The organism is Pannus brasiliensis CCIBt3594 (assembly GCF_036688125.1).
Classification (GTDB): Bacteria; Cyanobacteriota; Cyanobacteriia; order Cyanobacteriales; family Microcystaceae; genus Pannus; species Pannus brasiliensis.
In genome coordinates this window covers 1-16,077 of record NZ_JBAFSM010000053.1, presented here as the reverse complement: position 1 = coordinate 16,077, position 16,077 = coordinate 1, and the positions used below count along the sequence as shown (strand labels likewise).

The 16,077-nt window shown below is 50.8% G+C and carries 18 protein-coding genes and 1 tRNA gene; 12 read left to right on the top strand and 7 right to left on the bottom strand.

What is annotated here, in order from left to right; all coding sequences use genetic code 11:
- Positions 1-19: 19 nt before the first annotated feature.
- From V0288_RS20715 to V0288_RS20705, 3 genes are all read left to right on the top strand, one after another.
- Positions 20-574, top strand: coding sequence for a thioredoxin family protein (locus V0288_RS20715; RefSeq protein WP_332867074.1), 555 nt, complete (start codon positions 20-22; stop codon positions 572-574).
- A gap of 253 nt (positions 575-827) precedes the next feature.
- Positions 828-1,181, top strand: a complete 354-nt coding sequence (locus V0288_RS20710; RefSeq protein ID WP_332867073.1) for a hypothetical protein — start codon at positions 828-830, stop codon at positions 1,179-1,181.
- The gene (locus V0288_RS20705) at positions 1,165-3,102 is read left to right on the top strand and encodes a hypothetical protein (protein ID WP_332867072.1); all 1,938 of its coding nucleotides are present in this window, start codon (positions 1,165-1,167) and stop codon (positions 3,100-3,102) included. Before V0288_RS20710 ends, V0288_RS20705 begins: the two co-directional genes overlap by 17 nt.
- Before the next feature lie 83 nt (positions 3,103-3,185).
- Here V0288_RS20705 and V0288_RS20700 read toward each other — a convergent pair whose 3' ends face one another.
- The 4 genes from V0288_RS20700 to V0288_RS20685 form a co-directional block, all read right to left on the bottom strand.
- Positions 3,186-4,586, bottom strand: a complete 1,401-nt coding sequence (locus V0288_RS20700) for an FAD-dependent oxidoreductase (RefSeq protein ID WP_332867071.1) — start codon at positions 4,584-4,586, stop codon at positions 3,186-3,188.
- A gap of 147 nt (positions 4,587-4,733) precedes the next feature.
- Positions 4,734-5,369: a bifunctional phosphoribosyl-AMP cyclohydrolase/phosphoribosyl-ATP diphosphatase HisIE gene (gene hisIE, locus V0288_RS20695; RefSeq protein WP_332867070.1), complete on the bottom strand. Its 636-nt coding sequence runs from the start codon at positions 5,367-5,369 to the stop codon at positions 4,734-4,736.
- A 42-nt stretch (positions 5,370-5,411) separates the two neighbouring features.
- On the bottom strand, positions 5,412-5,696 hold the full coding sequence (locus V0288_RS20690) for a DUF4327 family protein (RefSeq protein WP_422662037.1): 285 nt from the start codon (positions 5,694-5,696) through the stop codon (positions 5,412-5,414).
- A 220-nt stretch (positions 5,697-5,916) separates the two neighbouring features.
- The gene (locus tag V0288_RS20685) at positions 5,917-6,288 is read right to left on the bottom strand and encodes a hypothetical protein (protein ID WP_332867069.1); all 372 of its coding nucleotides are present in this window, start codon (positions 6,286-6,288) and stop codon (positions 5,917-5,919) included.
- 672 nt (positions 6,289-6,960) lie between these two features.
- Here V0288_RS20685 and V0288_RS20680 point away from each other — a divergent pair.
- Positions 6,961-7,215, top strand: a complete 255-nt coding sequence (locus V0288_RS20680) for a DUF6887 family protein (protein WP_422662038.1) — start codon at positions 6,961-6,963, stop codon at positions 7,213-7,215.
- A gap of 420 nt (positions 7,216-7,635) precedes the next feature.
- Here V0288_RS20680 and V0288_RS20675 read toward each other — a convergent pair.
- Positions 7,636-7,722: transfer RNA gene (locus tag V0288_RS20675), tRNA-Ser, on the bottom strand.
- A 64-nt stretch (positions 7,723-7,786) separates the two neighbouring features.
- Here V0288_RS20675 and V0288_RS20670 point away from each other — a divergent pair.
- From V0288_RS20670 to ndhM, 5 genes are all read left to right on the top strand, one after another.
- Positions 7,787-8,155 (top strand): 2Fe-2S iron-sulfur cluster-binding protein, encoded by a 369-nt coding sequence (locus V0288_RS20670; protein ID WP_332867091.1) that lies wholly within the window; start codon positions 7,787-7,789, stop codon positions 8,153-8,155.
- Positions 8,156-8,166: 11 nt separating this feature from the next.
- Positions 8,167-9,000, top strand: a complete 834-nt coding sequence (locus V0288_RS20665) for an inositol monophosphatase family protein (RefSeq protein ID WP_332867067.1) — start codon at positions 8,167-8,169, stop codon at positions 8,998-9,000.
- A 41-nt stretch (positions 9,001-9,041) separates the two neighbouring features.
- Positions 9,042-9,977 carry a J domain-containing protein gene (locus V0288_RS20660; protein ID WP_332867066.1) on the top strand — a complete coding sequence of 312 codons (936 nt, stop codon included), beginning with the start codon at positions 9,042-9,044 and terminating at the stop codon, positions 9,975-9,977.
- A gap of 75 nt (positions 9,978-10,052) precedes the next feature.
- Positions 10,053-10,727, top strand: coding sequence for an ATP-dependent Zn protease (locus V0288_RS20655; RefSeq protein ID WP_332867065.1), 675 nt, complete (start codon positions 10,053-10,055; stop codon positions 10,725-10,727).
- Positions 10,728-10,970: 243 nt separating this feature from the next.
- Entirely contained in the window at positions 10,971-11,333 is a 363-nt protein-coding gene (gene ndhM, locus V0288_RS20650; RefSeq protein ID WP_332867064.1) for an NAD(P)H-quinone oxidoreductase subunit M, read from the top strand.
- 52 nt (positions 11,334-11,385) lie between these two features.
- On the opposite strand, the gene V0288_RS20645 is transcribed toward ndhM, so the two are convergent.
- Together V0288_RS20645 and glyQ are read right to left on the bottom strand one after the other, a co-directional pair.
- Positions 11,386-12,795: an IctB family putative bicarbonate transporter gene (locus V0288_RS20645; RefSeq protein ID WP_332867063.1), complete on the bottom strand. Its 1,410-nt coding sequence runs from the start codon at positions 12,793-12,795 to the stop codon at positions 11,386-11,388.
- A gap of 239 nt (positions 12,796-13,034) precedes the next feature.
- Complete coding sequence (glyQ, locus tag V0288_RS20640; RefSeq protein ID WP_332867062.1) at positions 13,035-13,919, bottom strand: glycine--tRNA ligase subunit alpha; 885 nt, start codon at positions 13,917-13,919, stop codon at positions 13,035-13,037.
- Between the two features lie 290 nt (positions 13,920-14,209).
- Between glyQ and V0288_RS20635 the strand changes: the two genes are divergently transcribed.
- The 3 genes from V0288_RS20635 to V0288_RS20625 form a co-directional block, all read left to right on the top strand.
- Positions 14,210-14,746, top strand: coding sequence for a Uma2 family endonuclease (locus tag V0288_RS20635; protein ID WP_332867061.1), 537 nt, complete (start codon positions 14,210-14,212; stop codon positions 14,744-14,746).
- Positions 14,747-14,910: 164 nt separating this feature from the next.
- Entirely contained in the window at positions 14,911-15,159 is a 249-nt protein-coding gene (locus tag V0288_RS20630) for a DUF4926 domain-containing protein (RefSeq protein WP_332867060.1), read from the top strand.
- Between the two features lie 91 nt (positions 15,160-15,250).
- A partial coding sequence (locus V0288_RS20625; protein WP_332867059.1) for a tetratricopeptide repeat protein occupies positions 15,251-16,077 on the top strand: 827 nt, incomplete at its 3' end.

Here is a 16,077-nt window from a genome sequence, read left to right as displayed (position 1 = left end):
GAACTAGAGAAGCACACCCATGACGGCAACGACACCAGATCCCAAGCTGAGAAATCTGTTAATCGCGGTAACGGCGGTTATCCTCAGTGTAGCGATTTTCCTCGGTTTCCAAACCACCGCTAGTTCGACCTCCCTGGAAGCCCAAGCGGAAAGCGCCACACCGATCGAGATCGCCCTGAGCAACGGCAAACCCACCCTAACCGAATTCTACGCGAATTGGTGTACCAGTTGTCAGGCGATGGCCCCGGAGATCGCCGAGATCAAGAAGCAATACGGCGATTCGGTGAACTTCGTGATGCTAAACGTAGATAATAACAAATGGTTGCCCGAAATCCTCCGTTATCGCGTCGATGGTATCCCCCATTTCGTCTTTTTAAATCGTAACGGTGAAGCGATCGCCCAAACGCTCGGCGAACAACCCCGATCGATTCTCGTCGCGAATTTAGATGCCCTCCTAGCCGATTCTCCCCTCCCCTTCGCCACCGCGACCGGCCAAACCTCCGAATTTACCGCCCCGGTCGCCTCCTCCGCAAATCAAACCGATCCGCGTAGCCACGGCGCTCAAGTGAAGTGAGAGAGTGGGAAGATGGGGAGATGGGGGAGGTGAGGGAGGTGAGGGAGATGAGGGGGATGGGGGAGATGAGGGAGGTGAGGGAGATAAGGGAGATAGGGAATATTTTCGGAAAAAGACTACTTTTAATTTATTCATTTTTCCCCTTTCCCCTTTCCCCTTTCCCCTTTCCCCTTCCCTCCTGCCTCCTGCCTCCTGCCTCCTGACTCCTGACTCCTGCCTTGTCTCAACCAGCGACCTTAATACTCAACAGCTTATGGCGATTATCCTGCAACATTTGACGACGGGAAACGAGTATATCTTTTTGGGAGTTAGCGGGGGTGAGAGTAAACCGCTTCTGCCGAAAAAGATGTTAGGGGATCTTTTCTCGTCGGAAGAAAGCGATCGAACTCGATCGGTGACGGTATGCGATGATCGGGGACAGATCCTCTGGTTTCCCGTCTCCGAGGTCATTGTTGTCGAGGTCGATGGACAGAAACCGGAGGAACTTTTACCGGAAATCGTCACCCCGCAACCGATTCCCCTACAGTTAGACAAAGAAAATCAGATCGATATCTCGGAAAACGAGGGAAATAAAGATGAATTCGGCGAGGATGACGACTGGATCTAGGCGATGGGTTCGATCGATCCTCCTCTCCCTATCGATCGCCCTCCTCATTATCGGTTTTCATCCCGTTTCTTCCGTTTTCCCTTCTACGCCGTCCGTCCTCGATCGAGCGGGAATCACCCTTCCTACCGTCGATTCCCGCTATCTCAACCCTTGGACGGATGACTTAGAAAGCGAATTCCAACAACGCGCGGCGACGGTAATTAATCATTTCGCCAATCCGGAGAAATACGGCAATCTGTGGCAAGAGAATGAAAAGCGATCGTATCCCGCCGCCATGTTCGATTTTCTGGCGGGAAATCGGCAGAAAGCCTTAGAATTTTTACAGCAGGACGATCCCCAGCGTCAAGAACAGGCGCACACCGACTATATCGATTATTATTTCAGTTTTACCCTCAAAGGACAGATCCGGAAATATTTTCTCCTCGGTTCGTATCTCGATCGCGCGTACCGACAACGGATGTACAACGCGGCGAAAGTTTGGACGGAAAAAGACCCTCTCACGCGTCCCCACCCGATTCACGGCAACGGTAACGGGACCGGCAAGGATTGGAGTATCGCGCGACGGGGTTTATGGGTGGATGGACGCAATACCGACAACCTGCGGGCTATGCGGGAAACTTCGGTTTATCTGATGGCGGAGGAAACCGGTAACGAGGAAACGCGCCAGATTTATAAGCGGAAAATTCGGCGTTACGTGTGGGCGCTATACAATATCGGGATGGGAGAATGGGATTCTGAAGTATATCACGGTCACACGTTCGCCCCCTATATTAATCTCTACGATTTCGCTAAAGATCCGGAGGTGAAACAGTTAGCGAAATCGGCGCTGGATTGGTTATCGACGGCCGCGGCGCTGAAATACTATCGCGGGGGATGGGGTGGTCCGGTGAAACGCGATTACGGGGGAAGTAACGCGGTAATGCGATCGAGTTCCGCGAAAACTTTCTGGTTATATTACGGCGATACTCCCGTAGCCAATGATAAACCCGAATTAGACTCTTTATACCTGATTACCAGTCGTTACCGTCCCCCCCTCGCGGCCGTAGCGATCGCGCGAAAAAACTTTGCCAAACCGGTAGAAATTCTCGCCACTAAACCCCTCTATGAAAATTGGAAACTGGGGAACAATGAGCGTCCGGGATATTGGGAAACGCAATTTATCGGCAATCATTACCAGATGGGAAGTCTCGCGGGTAGTTTCGCGGATGGAGATGTCGCGCCGTTTAAATTGATGTCGTATAACGAGACGAGAGGTGTCGATTTTTTCGTCGCCAACACGGGAGAAAACGGCGTGAAACCGGGAAAAAATCCGGGCGATCAGATCGGTCAGTATCGGAATTTATTACTCTGGTTACGTCCCGGCGATCGATCGTTCTTTTTCCAGTTTCCCAAAACGGCAACGGTAGAAATCGACGGCGATATCTGGTTCGTGAAGTTAGAAAAAACTTGGTTAGCGATGCGATCGATCTCCCTTTCCCCTCCCGAAATCGTTCCCGATACTAATCCGAACTATCCCGACGAGATCACCTATCGAGCTAATCCGAAAGGCGGCATCTATTCCGGTTTCGCGCTAGAAGTGGGAGAAAGAGAAACCCACGGCGATTACGACAATTTCAAATACACGTTTAAGGCAAAAAGTCAAGTAAATATAACGGAGATCGATCGAGGGAAAATCCGATTTCGAGGCGCGACGGGGGAGCGTTTAGAACTCGCCTACAATCCCTCTTCTCTATTGCCGATTCTAACTCGAAACGGTCAATTTCATGATTGGTCGAAAAATTTCGCCATTTATAACAGTTTAAGCCCGGATAAATCCCCCGTATCTCTCGGTTGGAAAGAAGGAACGCTAAAAGTAAATGCCGGAGGATACCGGTTTTCCAATCGCGTTACCGCGGAAAAATTGATAGGTTCATCTCGCTAACCCGATTTCCTGTTTTCGCTTTTGTCGAGAAATCTTTCACCAACAGCCTCGGGAACGAAACTCAATCTACGGTATATTGACAATTAATCTAGGTTTTTTAGCCAATCTATCAACCGATCGAGCCACGATTTCCGACGGTGGAATCGATCGCCGATCTCCCCGATTATCTCGGAAACGGTGGCGAAAGGATAGATCGAAAGGTTCAGAGCATCGATTTTAATATTCTCGCGCATCGCCAGGGCGATCGAACCGATCGCTTCCTCCCCTCCCCATCCGATCCAACGCGCGCCGAGAATTTTCCCGTTTTCCAGGACAATTATTTTACAGAATCCCGTATCCTCCCCGGTCATCGTCAGGGCGATCGAATTTTTGAGAGGATAGGTAATCACTTTGATCCTGTCCCCGTACTTCTGCCGGGCTTGTTTTTCGGTGAGACCGACGCGGGCGATCGGCGGAGAGAAAGGGATTACACGGGCGATAGAATCGGTATTTACGGGGATATTGGCGGAAAATAACGCATTCTGTAGGGCGATCGATCCGCGATAGCGATCGAGACTCGGATCGGGATAACCGTTTTCGGGGAGACTACAGGCAAAAATCCTCGGATTCGTGGTCTGTAATCGAGAATTCACCTGAATGATTCCCTTCTCTACCGCTACCCCCACCCCTTCTAAATTCAGTCCCTCGTAATTCGATCGATATTCCCCCGCGATCACGATCTCGTCTACCTCGATCGCGCGATTCTCTAACTGTAACCACTTTTGTCGCTCGATCGCCTTGACCTGACTGACGGACTGATCGGTTAACAGTTCGATTCCCTCCGCTTCCAGTATCGCGCTCACCAGTCGGGAGATATCGCGATCCTCGTCGGGTAATAGAGAATTTTCCGAGACGATAAGCGTGATTTCCTTGCCGAAATACCGGAGAATCCAGGCCAGTTGGAGGGCGATCGGGGTTTCGCCGAGAATAGCGAACCGGTGCGGAATTGTCTCTAAATCCTCGATTTTCGCGATATCCCGCGGGGTTAAGTAATCCATTTCCCCCAAACCCAAAATCTCCCGCGCTTCGGGACGGCAACTGGTCGCGATCAGGTACGAGTTCGCGAACAGTTTCCGATTCTCCACGACAAAACCCAAACGGGGAAGCCGGACGAATTCCCCGGAACCCTCGATAACATCCACCCCCATCGCGGACAAAATCGCCAGAGAATCCCGATTTTTCACCTCATTCTCCACTTCCCGCGCCCAAGAATGAACATGATCCCATCGCGGCAATCTCTCCGCGTCTTCCCACTGACTCGCGAGTTGATACAGACGGGCGATCCGGGTGGATATGGCGGCGAAAATGTCTTCAGATGCCTCAAAATGACCGTTAAACGGCTGTTGAACCAGGGCGACACGTTTTTTGAGGTCGATCGCCTTTTTCGCGGTGTGAATCCCCTCGCGGGTAGCGCCGATAATTACTAGGTCGTGGGTGAGAGTCATTTTCGGGGAAGGAGTCAGGAGTCAGGAATCAGGAGTCAGAAGTCAGGAGAATAAGGGTCAAGGTGAAGGAACCCAAAGTAATTTTCCCCCTTTTTTCTCTTTCTCCCTTCCCCTTTTCCCCAAAAAATTCCCCATCTCCCCACTCGTTTACCGTCTTCTGTCCTGAAGTTTTTGGTAAACATCCCGGAGGGGGACTCGGTGATAGGCGAGCGCGACTAGGGTATGATAGAAGAGGTCGGCGGCTTCGGAGGCGATCGCTTCTTTGTCGTCATCCTTGCAAGCCATGACCACTTCCGCCGATTCTTCGCCGATTTTCTTGAGAATTTTGTTATCTCCGCCCTCGATCAGCTTGCAGGTGTAGGATTCGGGGGTGGGGAAGTCGCGACGGTTGCAGATCACGTCGAAAACTCCCGATAGGGTGTCCGCGGGAGGGGGGGATTTCTGTCCCTCCACTTGATGGAAACAGCTTCTCTCTCCCGTGTGGCAAGCGATATCGCCGATCTGCTCGATCGAGACTAAAATCGCGTCACTGTCGCAATCGTAGCGGATCGATCGCACTTTCTGAATGTGTCCGGAGGTCGCGCCTTTATGCCAGAGTTCCTGACGCGAACGACTCCAATACCACACTTCCCCCGTGGCGAGGGTTTTTTCGAGGGATTCCCGATTCATCCACGCCATCATCAGGACGGTTCCATCGAGATAATCCTGGGCGATTGCGGGTACTAATCCCCGTTCATCGTAGCGAATGACATCGAGAGGGATAGCGGAAGGGAGTGAGGACATCGCGTTCGTTCGATCGTGGTTTCCGACACTCCATTATAGGCGTTAATCTTCCAGCCAGACCTCTTTGGGCAAAAGATCGATGACGCGATCGCGCAGGAGATAGCCGTTACATTCTAATTCCCACTCTACCGCCGGCCAGTCCCGCGCCGGGATATATTTACAGAGCGTGTAAATGGGCTGTTGTCGATCGATCGCGCCGGTTTCGACGAGATTATGTACTTCCTCGCGGATGTCTTCGATCGAGTATCGAGTCGATGTTACCGAATTATCTAACCACACCATAACGCACCCCCCGGCTGAACTACCGATATTAGGTATTTCTTGCATCCTTCCCAATTCCATTATCTCTATCCGGGGGAGCGACGGAGAGAAACGGTGAAAATACTTAACGGTTTTCGCGACGGGATATACACCGAACTGAGTTTTTTAAGAGCGTAAACGGGTTGAAGATTGAAGATCGGTCAAATTAGCGCCCGCGACTAAAACGGCGTGCGGCATTACATTTCCTCAATCCCGAAGCCTCTTGTAAAAATAAAATTAGATAAAATTATCTTTCTCGCAAAAATTGAGCGATTTTTTGTCCTTCATCTTTAGTAGATGAACCAAAGGTAAAGTCAGCGGATGAAAGAGGGTTCACACTTAGTAACACTAAAAAGTAACTTCTTTCGATTAGTGTGCCATTGATTGTAGTGTCGGTAAGACCTAGGGTAAGAACGGGCGCATCATCTCGTATGATAAAATAATTTAGTGAGTCGGTTAGCAACGTATCCTTTATTTTTTCCACCTCATCATCACTCAGTTCAACTTGAACTTGAGGGCTTGAACCGCTAGTGATTTTTATTAAAAATTTACCTCTCTCTACTTTAGTCAGAGAGAGAACGTGGTTACGATGATCCGTAAATTTGATCGTTTGAGACATTTTTTTCCTACAAAAGTGTTGAAACTCGAAAATACCGAAAAAATATCGCATATACAGACAAGTATATTGATTTTAAAAGTTATCGTCAATAAAATTTTCGCTTTTTTGGGAAAAATGATACAGGATTCAGCTATCTCGGTATATTTGATTATGGGGTCGCTCGCCCGTGTGGGTTATTGTATCCCGATCGAGTATCGAGTCGATGTTGGAGTTTACACTTGCTATTCACTCTCGGGATCACCGATTACTCGATCTAGATATTGTCGAATATTTCGTTTAAATTCTTTCGCTTCTTCCCAAGATATGTCTAGTAATTTTTTCTGAGAGTGCTTACTATATTCAGGGTTACTCAACAAGGCATAATGGCAACCTTTCCACAATTCAATGAAAGCGATTGTAGAAGTCATATAGTCTCTATACTCCTCTACAGACATTGAATAGAGGTCTTTATTTGCTCCTTCCGACATTTGTTACTCCTTGAACTTTTACAATTGTAACTTACAGCACTTTTGACGGATGAAAACACGAACCGATTCTAAAGCTATTCATTAAGTAATAGCTTTTCGAGATACATCTGAAAGAGATCAAAAGACTACAATGAAATTGTAGCATCCATCTTTGTAGGGATAATTAAGAATCCAATTTGGTTTACAAAAGTTATATTTTTCCCCGATCGAGCATAATAAAGCTAGTTCCCCTCGATCGCCCCGCGAGCCTAGAATAAATAAAGCGAATTTCACGGAAATGTCCCGAAAAAAGCTAAAAAGCTACATCCGCCAGCATCCCACCGATGAAGACGCGATCCGCGAGCTTTTCGTCAACCGTAAGAGTCCGAACCCTCGATCGTACCCGTTTAGTTACATGATCGGGGGAGGAAATCTAGACGCGATTTTTCAGCGGGAACCGTCTTCCGACTCATCGAACTAGAGAGGAGTTTACCGAAACCCGTCTAGAAGAATGGAAACCCTCGATCGCCACAACCGTCACCAATTTTGGAAAAAGCCAGCAATTCGGTCAATTTTATCGAGAAACATTCTCTGAAATCGATATCACGATGATTCGCTTACCCGAAACGGATTAAGTCATCTGTATCGCTATATGGCATAGGTCGGTGATGTCCCCGTCAAGGGTGATTGGTTCAGTTTGAATAAATATTCGTCTTTATCGTTGGTTAAGTTTTCGCCGCGAGGACGTGGCGGGACAGCCGCTTTTATAGCGCCCGTGACAAATAAGCAAGTACCTATACATAAAAGAGATTCTAGGTCAGAGAATGTATAACTCTGACCTATCGGTGTAGTTTTGGTGTAACACCAGGCGAACTACACACCTAGAATCCTTGTAAAACAACGGAGAGAGAGGGATTCGAACCCTCGTTGAAGTTACCCCCAAACAGCATTTCCAGTGCTGCGCCTTCAACCACTCGGCCATCTCTCCCGGTTAGGGTCACAAATATTCATCATACAATAAAAAGGTGCCACTGTTAATCGAAATTTTAAAAATGACCCGCTTCCACCAGATCGCCATCCATAACCGTCAAACCGGCGAACACCTCACCACCACCGTTCCCGACGATCGCTATATCCTCCATAGTATCGAGGAACAGGGCCACGAACTGCCCTTCTCCTGCCGCAACGGGGCCTGTACCGCCTGCGCGGTACGGGTACTCTCCGGGGAAATCTACCAGCCGGAAGCGATCGGCCTGTCCCCGGAACTGAAAGCCAAAGGCTACGCGCTTCTCTGTGTCAGCTACGCGCGCGGCGATCTAGAAGTGGAAACCCAGGATGAGGACGAAGTGTACGAACTTCAGTTCGGTCGCTTTTTCGCGAAAGGGAAAGTCCGTTTCGGTTTACCCTTAGATGAGGAGTAGGTAAAAACCGAATGGTCAGTCTCACGGAACCGTTAGAGAAATTTCTCGATATCGCCACGGAGGCCGCCCTTTCCGCGGGGGCGATCCTCCTCGAAAATTGGAGTGAGGACAAAAATATTGAAGAGAAAGGGCGCGCGGGCGATCTGGTCACGCGGGTCGATCGACTCGCGGAGGCGGAAATCCTGAAAATCATCTCCCGCCACTTTCCCGAACACGCGATTTTAGCCGAGGAATCGGGAAAACTAGGAGAGACAGAAACCGAATACCTCTGGGCGATCGACCCCCTGGATGGAACCACTAATTACGCCCACGGATATCCCGTATCCGTCGTGTCGATCGGATTATTAATCGGGGGGGTTCCCACGGTCGGCGCGGTCTACAACCCCTTCCGTAACGAGTTATTTCGGGCGGCCACCGGTTTGGGAGCCACCCTCAACCGCCGGCCGATCCGCGTTTCCGACACGATCGATCTTTCTAAAAGTCTCCTCGTGAGCGGGTTCGCCTACGATCGCCGTCAGACCCCCGATAATAACTACGCCGAATTCTGTTATCTCACCCACCTGACGCGGGGAGTCCGTCGCAGTGGTTCCGCCGCGATGGATTTAACCGACGTGGCCTGCGGTCGTTTGGATGGCTATTGGGAGCGCGGGATTCAGCCCTGGGATATCACCGCCGGGAGTGTTATTTTGGTAGAAGCCGGGGGGAAAGTGAGTGCCTACGATGAAAATCCACTCGTTATCGAACCGGGAGGACGCGTTCTCGCCACTAACGGCCGAATTCATACCTCATTAAGCCAAGCCCTGCAAAAAGCGTCCGCTTGGAACCTACAATTTGAATCCTTTTAACGATTTTCTGGCTATCAGTCGAGTAGAGTAGGATACGCTGTATGTCTTTTCCAATTCAACAAGGGCTGTTTCAATTCGATCTGATCGATTACTACGCCATCCTGGGAGTGTCGATCGATGCCGACCGCGAGGCGATCCGGGAGCGATATCTAAAAATCGCCTACAAACTCCATCCCGATACCTGTAAGACCGCCAGCGCGAAAGAACGTGACCTGGCCAATCAAATTCTCTCTAAATTCGTCAATCCCGCCTACGAACAGCTCTCCCGGGATATTCCCCGCCAGGAATTCCGGCTGATTATCGCGCAGATCGGCAAGGGGGCCGCCGCGGAACTCAGTAAAATCACCGTCGCCAGCGAGGCGGCGCAGAAACTCACCCGCTCGACCGCGAACCACGAACTGGCCTATCAAAAATTAGTACAATCCCTGGCGATCGACCAATATACCGCCCTAGAAAACAGTTATCAGAAAATCGCCCAACTGAGCGAGTTGAACCTCGTTTATTTGATGTTAACCGAGGGGCAGGGCAATCAAAAAGCGCTCAAAAACCCCGTCGCGCAACACGTCGCGGCCGCCCCGACCGAACCCGCGGACACGGCCGCACCCCCGAGAGAATCGTCTCTCGATGCCTACATCCGCCGCGCGCGGACGGCCCTCGATCGCAAAGACCCCGCCGGCGCCGTCCGGGAGTTACGCGACGCGATCCGGATGGACCCGGAGAATAGTACCGGTCACGCCCTGCTCGGTCTGGCCTATCTCCGTCAGAATCAACTCTCGATGGCTAGAGTACACATCAATCGCGCCTGGAAAGCGAACCCGCAAGAACCGACGGTTATCGAGGCTAAACGGGAACTCGACAAGGTAATCCGCCCGAATATCGAGATGCAAGACGAGAAAGGCCGCAAGAACGCGTCGGGCGATCGCCCCAAAGAAGGCGGCTTCTGGTCGATTTTCGGGGGGAAAAAGAATTCCAAGTAGGGGACGGGAAATTCTCGGATCTCGTCGGCGGGGAATGTAACATAGTATGAAGAAATTTTACCTCGATCGAGCGCTATGGAGAAAACCGCCCTCAACCTGATCGCCGTAACGGTCTTCTCGATCACCCTCTCGGTGTTTATCACCCCCCTCCTGCCCATTTCTCCTTTCGTTCCCGCCCTGGCTACCCTCGGACTGTTGGGACTGGCGACCGTGGACACCCTGACCCTCAACAGCCGCGGTGTCACCCTCCTGCTCGATTCCCTCTCCCCCGCGGCCTACCGACAGAGAATCCTTCACCACGAGGCGGGACATTTTCTCGTCGCCTACCTGTTGGGAATCTCGATTACCGGGTACAGCCTGACCGCGTGGGAAGCCTTCAAACAGGGACAGGAGGGCATCGGCGGCGTGCGCTTCGATACATCAGATCTAGAGAAAAAAGTCAAGAACTTTACCGATTTTCCCGCCTTTCTCGAACGCTTCTGTACGGTGTGGATGGCGGGAATCGCGGCGGAAACCCTCGTCTACGGCAAAGCGGAGGGGGGGGACAGCGATCGAATCCAACTCCGGCAGGCGCTGAAACTCGCGGGTTTACCCGAATCCAATCACGACCAGAAAGAACGCTGGAGTCTACTTCAGGCGAAAACCCTCCTCGAAAAGCACAGAGAATCCTACGACGCGCTAGTTACGGCGATGGAACGGCGCGCTACCGTCGAGGAATGTTGCGCGGTGATTAGTAGCCGGCTAACGTGAGGGCAGGAGTCAGGAGGCAGGAGGAAGAATTTTATCGATAAGAATTGCGGGAAACAGTTATTTATCTGATAAAAACCCTGTTTTTGAAGTTTTTAGACTTTCAAAAACGAATCGCGCTTCGAGGTCTCGCGAGTAAAAACACGTCAATGTCTTCGATAACGTTCCCGTATGGCTCGATCGAGTAAAGATCGAAGAATCGTGGCAAAATCTTAAATAGTTCAAACAAGCGATTCGGAAAACTCCATGCTGTTAAAGTCCACCACCCGTCACATTCGCATTTACACGGCCGAAGTCAAAAATAATGAACTGGTCGAGAGTGATAAGGTTCTCACCCTAGATGTCGATCCCGATAACGAGTTCCGCTGGGACGAGGTGGCCTTACAGAAGGTCTACAGCAAATTCGACGAGTTGGTAGAGTCCTACAACGGCGAAGAACTCAGCGAGTACAATCTCCGTCGCATCGGTTCCGACCTCGAACACCTCATCCGTTCCCTCCTCCAAAACGGCGAGATCGGTTACAATCTCGATTCCCGAGTCCAAAACTACAGCATGGGACTGCCCAAACTAGACAGCCCCGAAACCGAAGGGAAATATTTAATTCGATAAGAAAAAAGGAAGCCGTAGGGTGGGTTACGCTTCGCTAACCCACCAAGACTCTCTACGAGGCGAAATACTCCTCGGATCGTTCCGAAGATCGATCGATCTCCCGTTCCGGTTCATAACAGCGACTGGCGATCAAACCGAGAAGCAACCACCAGAGGGTGCTGACTTGGGGACGGTACCAGACCGTATCGAAAAGACCGTGGGCGAGAATTCCCGCCATCGCCGCGATCGCGCCGATCAGCCAGAAGCCTTGATTATCCATCTTGTCCCGTAACATCCGGACGCGGTGAATCCCCTGAGAAATAGTGGTGACTAACAGCCACAGGAAGCACGTAAAACCGATAATTCCCGTCTCCACCATCGTTTCTAAGAAAACCGAATAGGAACTGAGCGCGGTAAATCGCGGTTTCATGAATAGGGGATAGATTTTCTTGAACGCGTCGTTGCCGGGCCCGATTCCCAGGAGAGGGTACGCGTGAATCATCCGCCAGACGGCATCCCACACGTTCATCCGGAAATTATTACTACTATCGTTCCGTCCCGCGAAGATACTCATCACCCGTATCCGTAGGGGCGCGACCGCGAGAATCGCCAGGAGAACGATCGCCGCTAATGCCCCGAAAGCGATCGGCAGTAACCATGTCTGCCAGAAAACCGGTAAATACCGTTTAAACCAATCGAACAAAAACAGCAGGAAAACCCCGAAAAGCACCATCATGCCGATCCACCCCCCGCGACTCTCGGTAAAGAAGAGACAGGAAGCGTTAGCGAGGGTTAACACGACGGCGAGAAGTTTCGGAAGCCATCCGGCCCAGACGAAAAAGGCGGCCGCGCTGAAAGCGATCGAGGGTAACAGATAACTCGCCAGTAAATTCGGGTTGCCTAGATAGCTATATACCCGCGTGTCCCCCGCGAGATCCGAGGTGGGATCGTTCCACGTCGCCAACTGTTCCGCACCGAATATCTGTTGTCGGATGCCGTAAATACTGACGACGAGGGCGGTTAACAGAAGCGTGGTTAAGACCCAATGGGTGAGACGGGGCGATCGCAAAATTTTCGAGGCGAGGGCGAAAAAGACCAGGTTCAGGGTGAATTTAATCAATCCCTCTAACGCCGCCATTTTCACCGGGGAAAACGCCGTCGCCACCACCGCGATCCCCCAGTACAGGAGAACCAATAAATGGATCGGGGTCATGCCGATCCGTCCCTCGTCGGAGAGGGTGAGAAGTACCCAGTAGCCGGCCGCCGCCAGCAGGAGGAAACCGATCTGATTGGTGGAGAAAAACGGCGCGGTCGCGATAATCAGCGAGATCAATAGCGCGCCGATCGGTTCCGCCCATTGCAGGAACCAGCTACCCTGCCGCCAACGACTCAAAAACCCGACCAAACGGTAAAGATAACTAAATCTCGACCAATTCGCGGTAGAGAACTGTAATAGCGTGAATTGTTGCCATAGGGCGTTCATAAGACTTTCAGTATAAGCGTTTACCGATAGGGAGTTTTTCAGATACCGATTGTATCTCGATTATTGACCCCGATCGCCCGAGAGGGTTTCCCGACAGTTCGATCGAGTCTTTGTAGAGTTCGCTGTATATAAACTCGATCGAGATCCCCGGCAAAATCGGGGTGAAATTCCGATCGATACGACGAACCCCCACCGATACGGCGGGGGAATTTAGCTAGATTCGAGGATTGACGTTTAATTTAAGCAACTCGCGCCGTCTGTAAGGGGAATCCCATCGATTCTCTCTGCTGTAAATACAGGTGCGCGACCTCCCGGGCCAGACCGCGGATACGACCGATATAGCGGGTACGTTCGGCCACGGCGATCACCCCGCGCGCGTCGAGTAAATTGAAGGTGTGGGAACATTTGAGGACGTAATCGAGGCTAGGGATTACCAGAGAGCGATCGATCAGTTGTTTCGCCTCCTGTTCGTAGAGAGAGAAGAGATTGAACAGTAATTCCGGGTTAGAAGCCTCGAAATTGTAGGTACATTGCTCGATCTCGTTCTGGAGGAAAATATCGCCGTAGAGGATCGAATCGTTCCAACGGATTTTATCGATCGAGTCCACATCCTGTAAGTACATGGCTAGGCGTTCTAGGCCGTAGGTAATCTCGATCGCCACCGGACGACAATCGATGCCCCCGCACTGCTGGAAGTAGGTAAACTGGGTGATCTCCATCCCGTCTAACCACACTTCCCAACCCACTCCCCACGCGCCGAGGGTGGGCGATTCCCAGTTATCCTCGACGAAGCGGATATCGTGATCCTCCGGCACGATTCCCAACACGCGCAGGGAATCCAGATAGATTTCCTGAATATTATCCGGAGAAGGCTTAATTAAGACCTGATATTGATAATAATGCTGGAAACGGTTCGGATTCTCGCCATAACGGCCGTCGGTGGGACGGCGACAGGGTTCCACGTAAGCGACCGACCAGGGTTCCGGCCCGATCGCGCGGAGGAAGGTATGCGGACTCATCGTTCCCGCGCCTTTTTCCGTGTCGTAGGGTTGGACGATCAGACAACCGCGACCCGACCAAAACTCGTGTAATGTGGCGATAATGGACTGAAAGGTAAGAGACATTCTCGATAATCTATCCCGCGAACTCACTGGATCTATTCTCCCTCAAGACCGGCCGCGGGTGACTGTCCGGTTTCCCCGCCGGTAATTTCGCGAACACCCTTGACAAAAATTGACTAATGTGTATTGTGGGCGATCGGGGATGGTTAAGTCTCGATCGAGATCGATCGCTACACCTCGACAGAATACCCCTTCGAGGGTTCGGCTAATCGGATCGCCCTCTCTACCGAAAATGCAGGTAGGATACAATGCAAAAATCTGACAACGATAGACCGCGGAGGTAAATAAGTGTTATGACCCTCGCCTTATCTTCGGACACCTTCACTCTAGAAGATTTCGCCAACGATCCCCCGGAAGGCCGAGAGTGGATCGACGGCAATTTAATCGAGAAAACTGGTATGACTATTAGGCACAGTCAAATACAATTACGCGTCGGTCGTCTTTGGGGTAACTACGTTGAAGAATCGGGACAGGGGGGAGAAGTCTACGTCGAACTTCCCTGTATTACCGTTCGCCAAGGTCGCCGGCCGGACGTGTGTTATCTTACCCCGGATTTGGTCGAACAATTCGGACAAAATGCCACCCTACCCCAAAGTCCTCCCCTCATCGCCGAAATCGCCTCTCCCAGCGATCCCGCGGAAGATCTCTTCGCCAAAGCCGACGAATATTTACAATCGGGAAGCGTGGAAGTTTGGCTAGTGTTCCCGGAAAGCCGGAGAGTTCTTATCGTAACGGGCGATCGTGAAAGCGCTTTTCACGGTGCCGATGAAGTGAGTACCCAGATAATTCTCCCTGGATTTCGAGTTTCTTTAGCCGAGCTATTTCGTTAAGTTGCTCGCGATTTAAATCGCGTGTTACCAGCGTGAAATCCCTTACCCGACTCCCGCCCATTCCAGTAGAATGGGTTAGATGGCACTAAACTTTGAAACTTACGGAAAATGAAAATTTTCCTAGTTTAACTAATTTTTACCTTGTCAATAAATGAAGTATTATCATGAACGAATTTAAAGAATTAGATTTAGTAGCTTTAACCGAAGATAGACAAACTACCCACCTTGAAACAGGAGAACCGATTACTTTATCTAAGGGACAAGTCGGAACGATTGTCATGGAATATGACGGGAATGTATTTGAAGTAAAATTTTCGTCTAATGATGGAACAACCTACGCGATGGAAACGATTCCCGCTAATCAATTGATGTTATTACACTATAAATTAATAGGGGCTTCGGTTGCCCGATAAAACTCCTACTTTCACTCTACCCCGATCGCCGAGACGAGATGTTACTTAACAATGTCTGGACTTAAAAAGCTCTTTCGAGGGAATTCAAACCATGAACGAACAACGCCTACAAGCCTATCAAACTCTCCTCCAATACCTTTTTTCCTGCACCGACGAGATTGAAATTGACCGTACCCTCGGCGAGAATTCGGAGTTAGTAGACGAGGGATTTATTGAATTCCTGAACCGGTACGCGGAATTTCTCGCCAGACAGGGAGACGAGTACATAGCGGAATGGTGCGAGAACCTAGCGGCAGAGTTAGGGAGGGCATTGGAAAGGACGGGACGGGAACCGGATCGACGGGACTATCTCACCTTCCTGCAAACGGTTTTACAGGCAGAATATGAAAGTAACGGCGATCCGAAAGCGGTCTATCCGATCCTACAAAGGAATCTGGATAAACTGGATCTAACTTTCGCTCGGTTGTTGCCGGAGTGGGCGAGAAATGTTTTCGCCAGGAGTAGCCAAGAAGAAACCGAGGACATCGCCGGGGTAATCGAAAATCTCTGCATGGATATTTGTCAATTTCCCCTCGGCAATCGTTCCCATAACCTAGAGATCGCTATCGCCGGTTACGAGGTAGTATTAGAAGTCAGAACCCGCGAGGATTTCCCCGTGGATTGGGCGGGGACTCTCAATAATCTCGCCATCGCTTACAAAAACCGAATTCGGGGAGAGCGGGCCGAGAATCTAGAAAGGGCGATCGAATTCTACGGGCAAGCGCTAGAAGTCAGAACCCGTGAGGATTTCCCCGTGGATCACGCGATGACCCTCAATAATCTCGCCAACGCTTACTGGGACCGAATTCGGGGAGAGCGGGCCGAGAATCTAGAACGGGCGATCGAGTCCTACCAGCGAGCGTTAGAAGTCAGAACCCG

What these genes read in the sequence shown, in the direction of transcription:
- V0288_RS20715 (WP_332867074.1), top strand. Translation starts at nt 20, where the DNA reads ATGACGGCAACGACACCAGATCCCAAGCTGAGAAATCTGTTAATCGCG.
- V0288_RS20710 (WP_332867073.1), top strand. Translation starts at nt 828, where the DNA reads ATGGCGATTATCCTGCAACATTTGACGACGGGAAACGAGTATATCTTT.
- V0288_RS20705 (WP_332867072.1), top strand. Translation starts at nt 1,165, where the DNA reads ATGACGACTGGATCTAGGCGATGGGTTCGATCGATCCTCCTCTCCCTA.
- V0288_RS20700 (WP_332867071.1), bottom strand. Translation starts at nt 4,586, where the DNA reads ATGACTCTCACCCACGACCTAGTAATTATCGGCGCTACCCGCGAGGGG.
- hisIE (WP_332867070.1), bottom strand. Translation starts at nt 5,369, where the DNA reads ATGTCCTCACTCCCTTCCGCTATCCCTCTCGATGTCATTCGCTACGAT.
- V0288_RS20690 (WP_422662037.1), bottom strand. Translation starts at nt 5,696, where the DNA reads ATGCAAGAAATACCTAATATCGGTAGTTCAGCCGGGGGGTGCGTTATG.
- V0288_RS20685 (WP_332867069.1), bottom strand. Translation starts at nt 6,288, where the DNA reads ATGTCTCAAACGATCAAATTTACGGATCATCGTAACCACGTTCTCTCT.
- V0288_RS20670 (WP_332867091.1), top strand. Translation starts at nt 7,787, where the DNA reads ATGACCCGCTTCCACCAGATCGCCATCCATAACCGTCAAACCGGCGAA.
- V0288_RS20665 (WP_332867067.1), top strand. Translation starts at nt 8,167, where the DNA reads ATGGTCAGTCTCACGGAACCGTTAGAGAAATTTCTCGATATCGCCACG.
- V0288_RS20660 (WP_332867066.1), top strand. Translation starts at nt 9,042, where the DNA reads ATGTCTTTTCCAATTCAACAAGGGCTGTTTCAATTCGATCTGATCGAT.
- V0288_RS20655 (WP_332867065.1), top strand. Translation starts at nt 10,053, where the DNA reads ATGGAGAAAACCGCCCTCAACCTGATCGCCGTAACGGTCTTCTCGATC.
- ndhM (WP_332867064.1), top strand. Translation starts at nt 10,971, where the DNA reads ATGCTGTTAAAGTCCACCACCCGTCACATTCGCATTTACACGGCCGAA.
- V0288_RS20645 (WP_332867063.1), bottom strand. Translation starts at nt 12,795, where the DNA reads ATGAACGCCCTATGGCAACAATTCACGCTATTACAGTTCTCTACCGCG.
- glyQ (WP_332867062.1), bottom strand. Translation starts at nt 13,919, where the DNA reads ATGTCTCTTACCTTTCAGTCCATTATCGCCACATTACACGAGTTTTGG.
- V0288_RS20635 (WP_332867061.1), top strand. Translation starts at nt 14,210, where the DNA reads ATGACCCTCGCCTTATCTTCGGACACCTTCACTCTAGAAGATTTCGCC.
- V0288_RS20630 (WP_332867060.1), top strand. Translation starts at nt 14,911, where the DNA reads ATGAACGAATTTAAAGAATTAGATTTAGTAGCTTTAACCGAAGATAGA.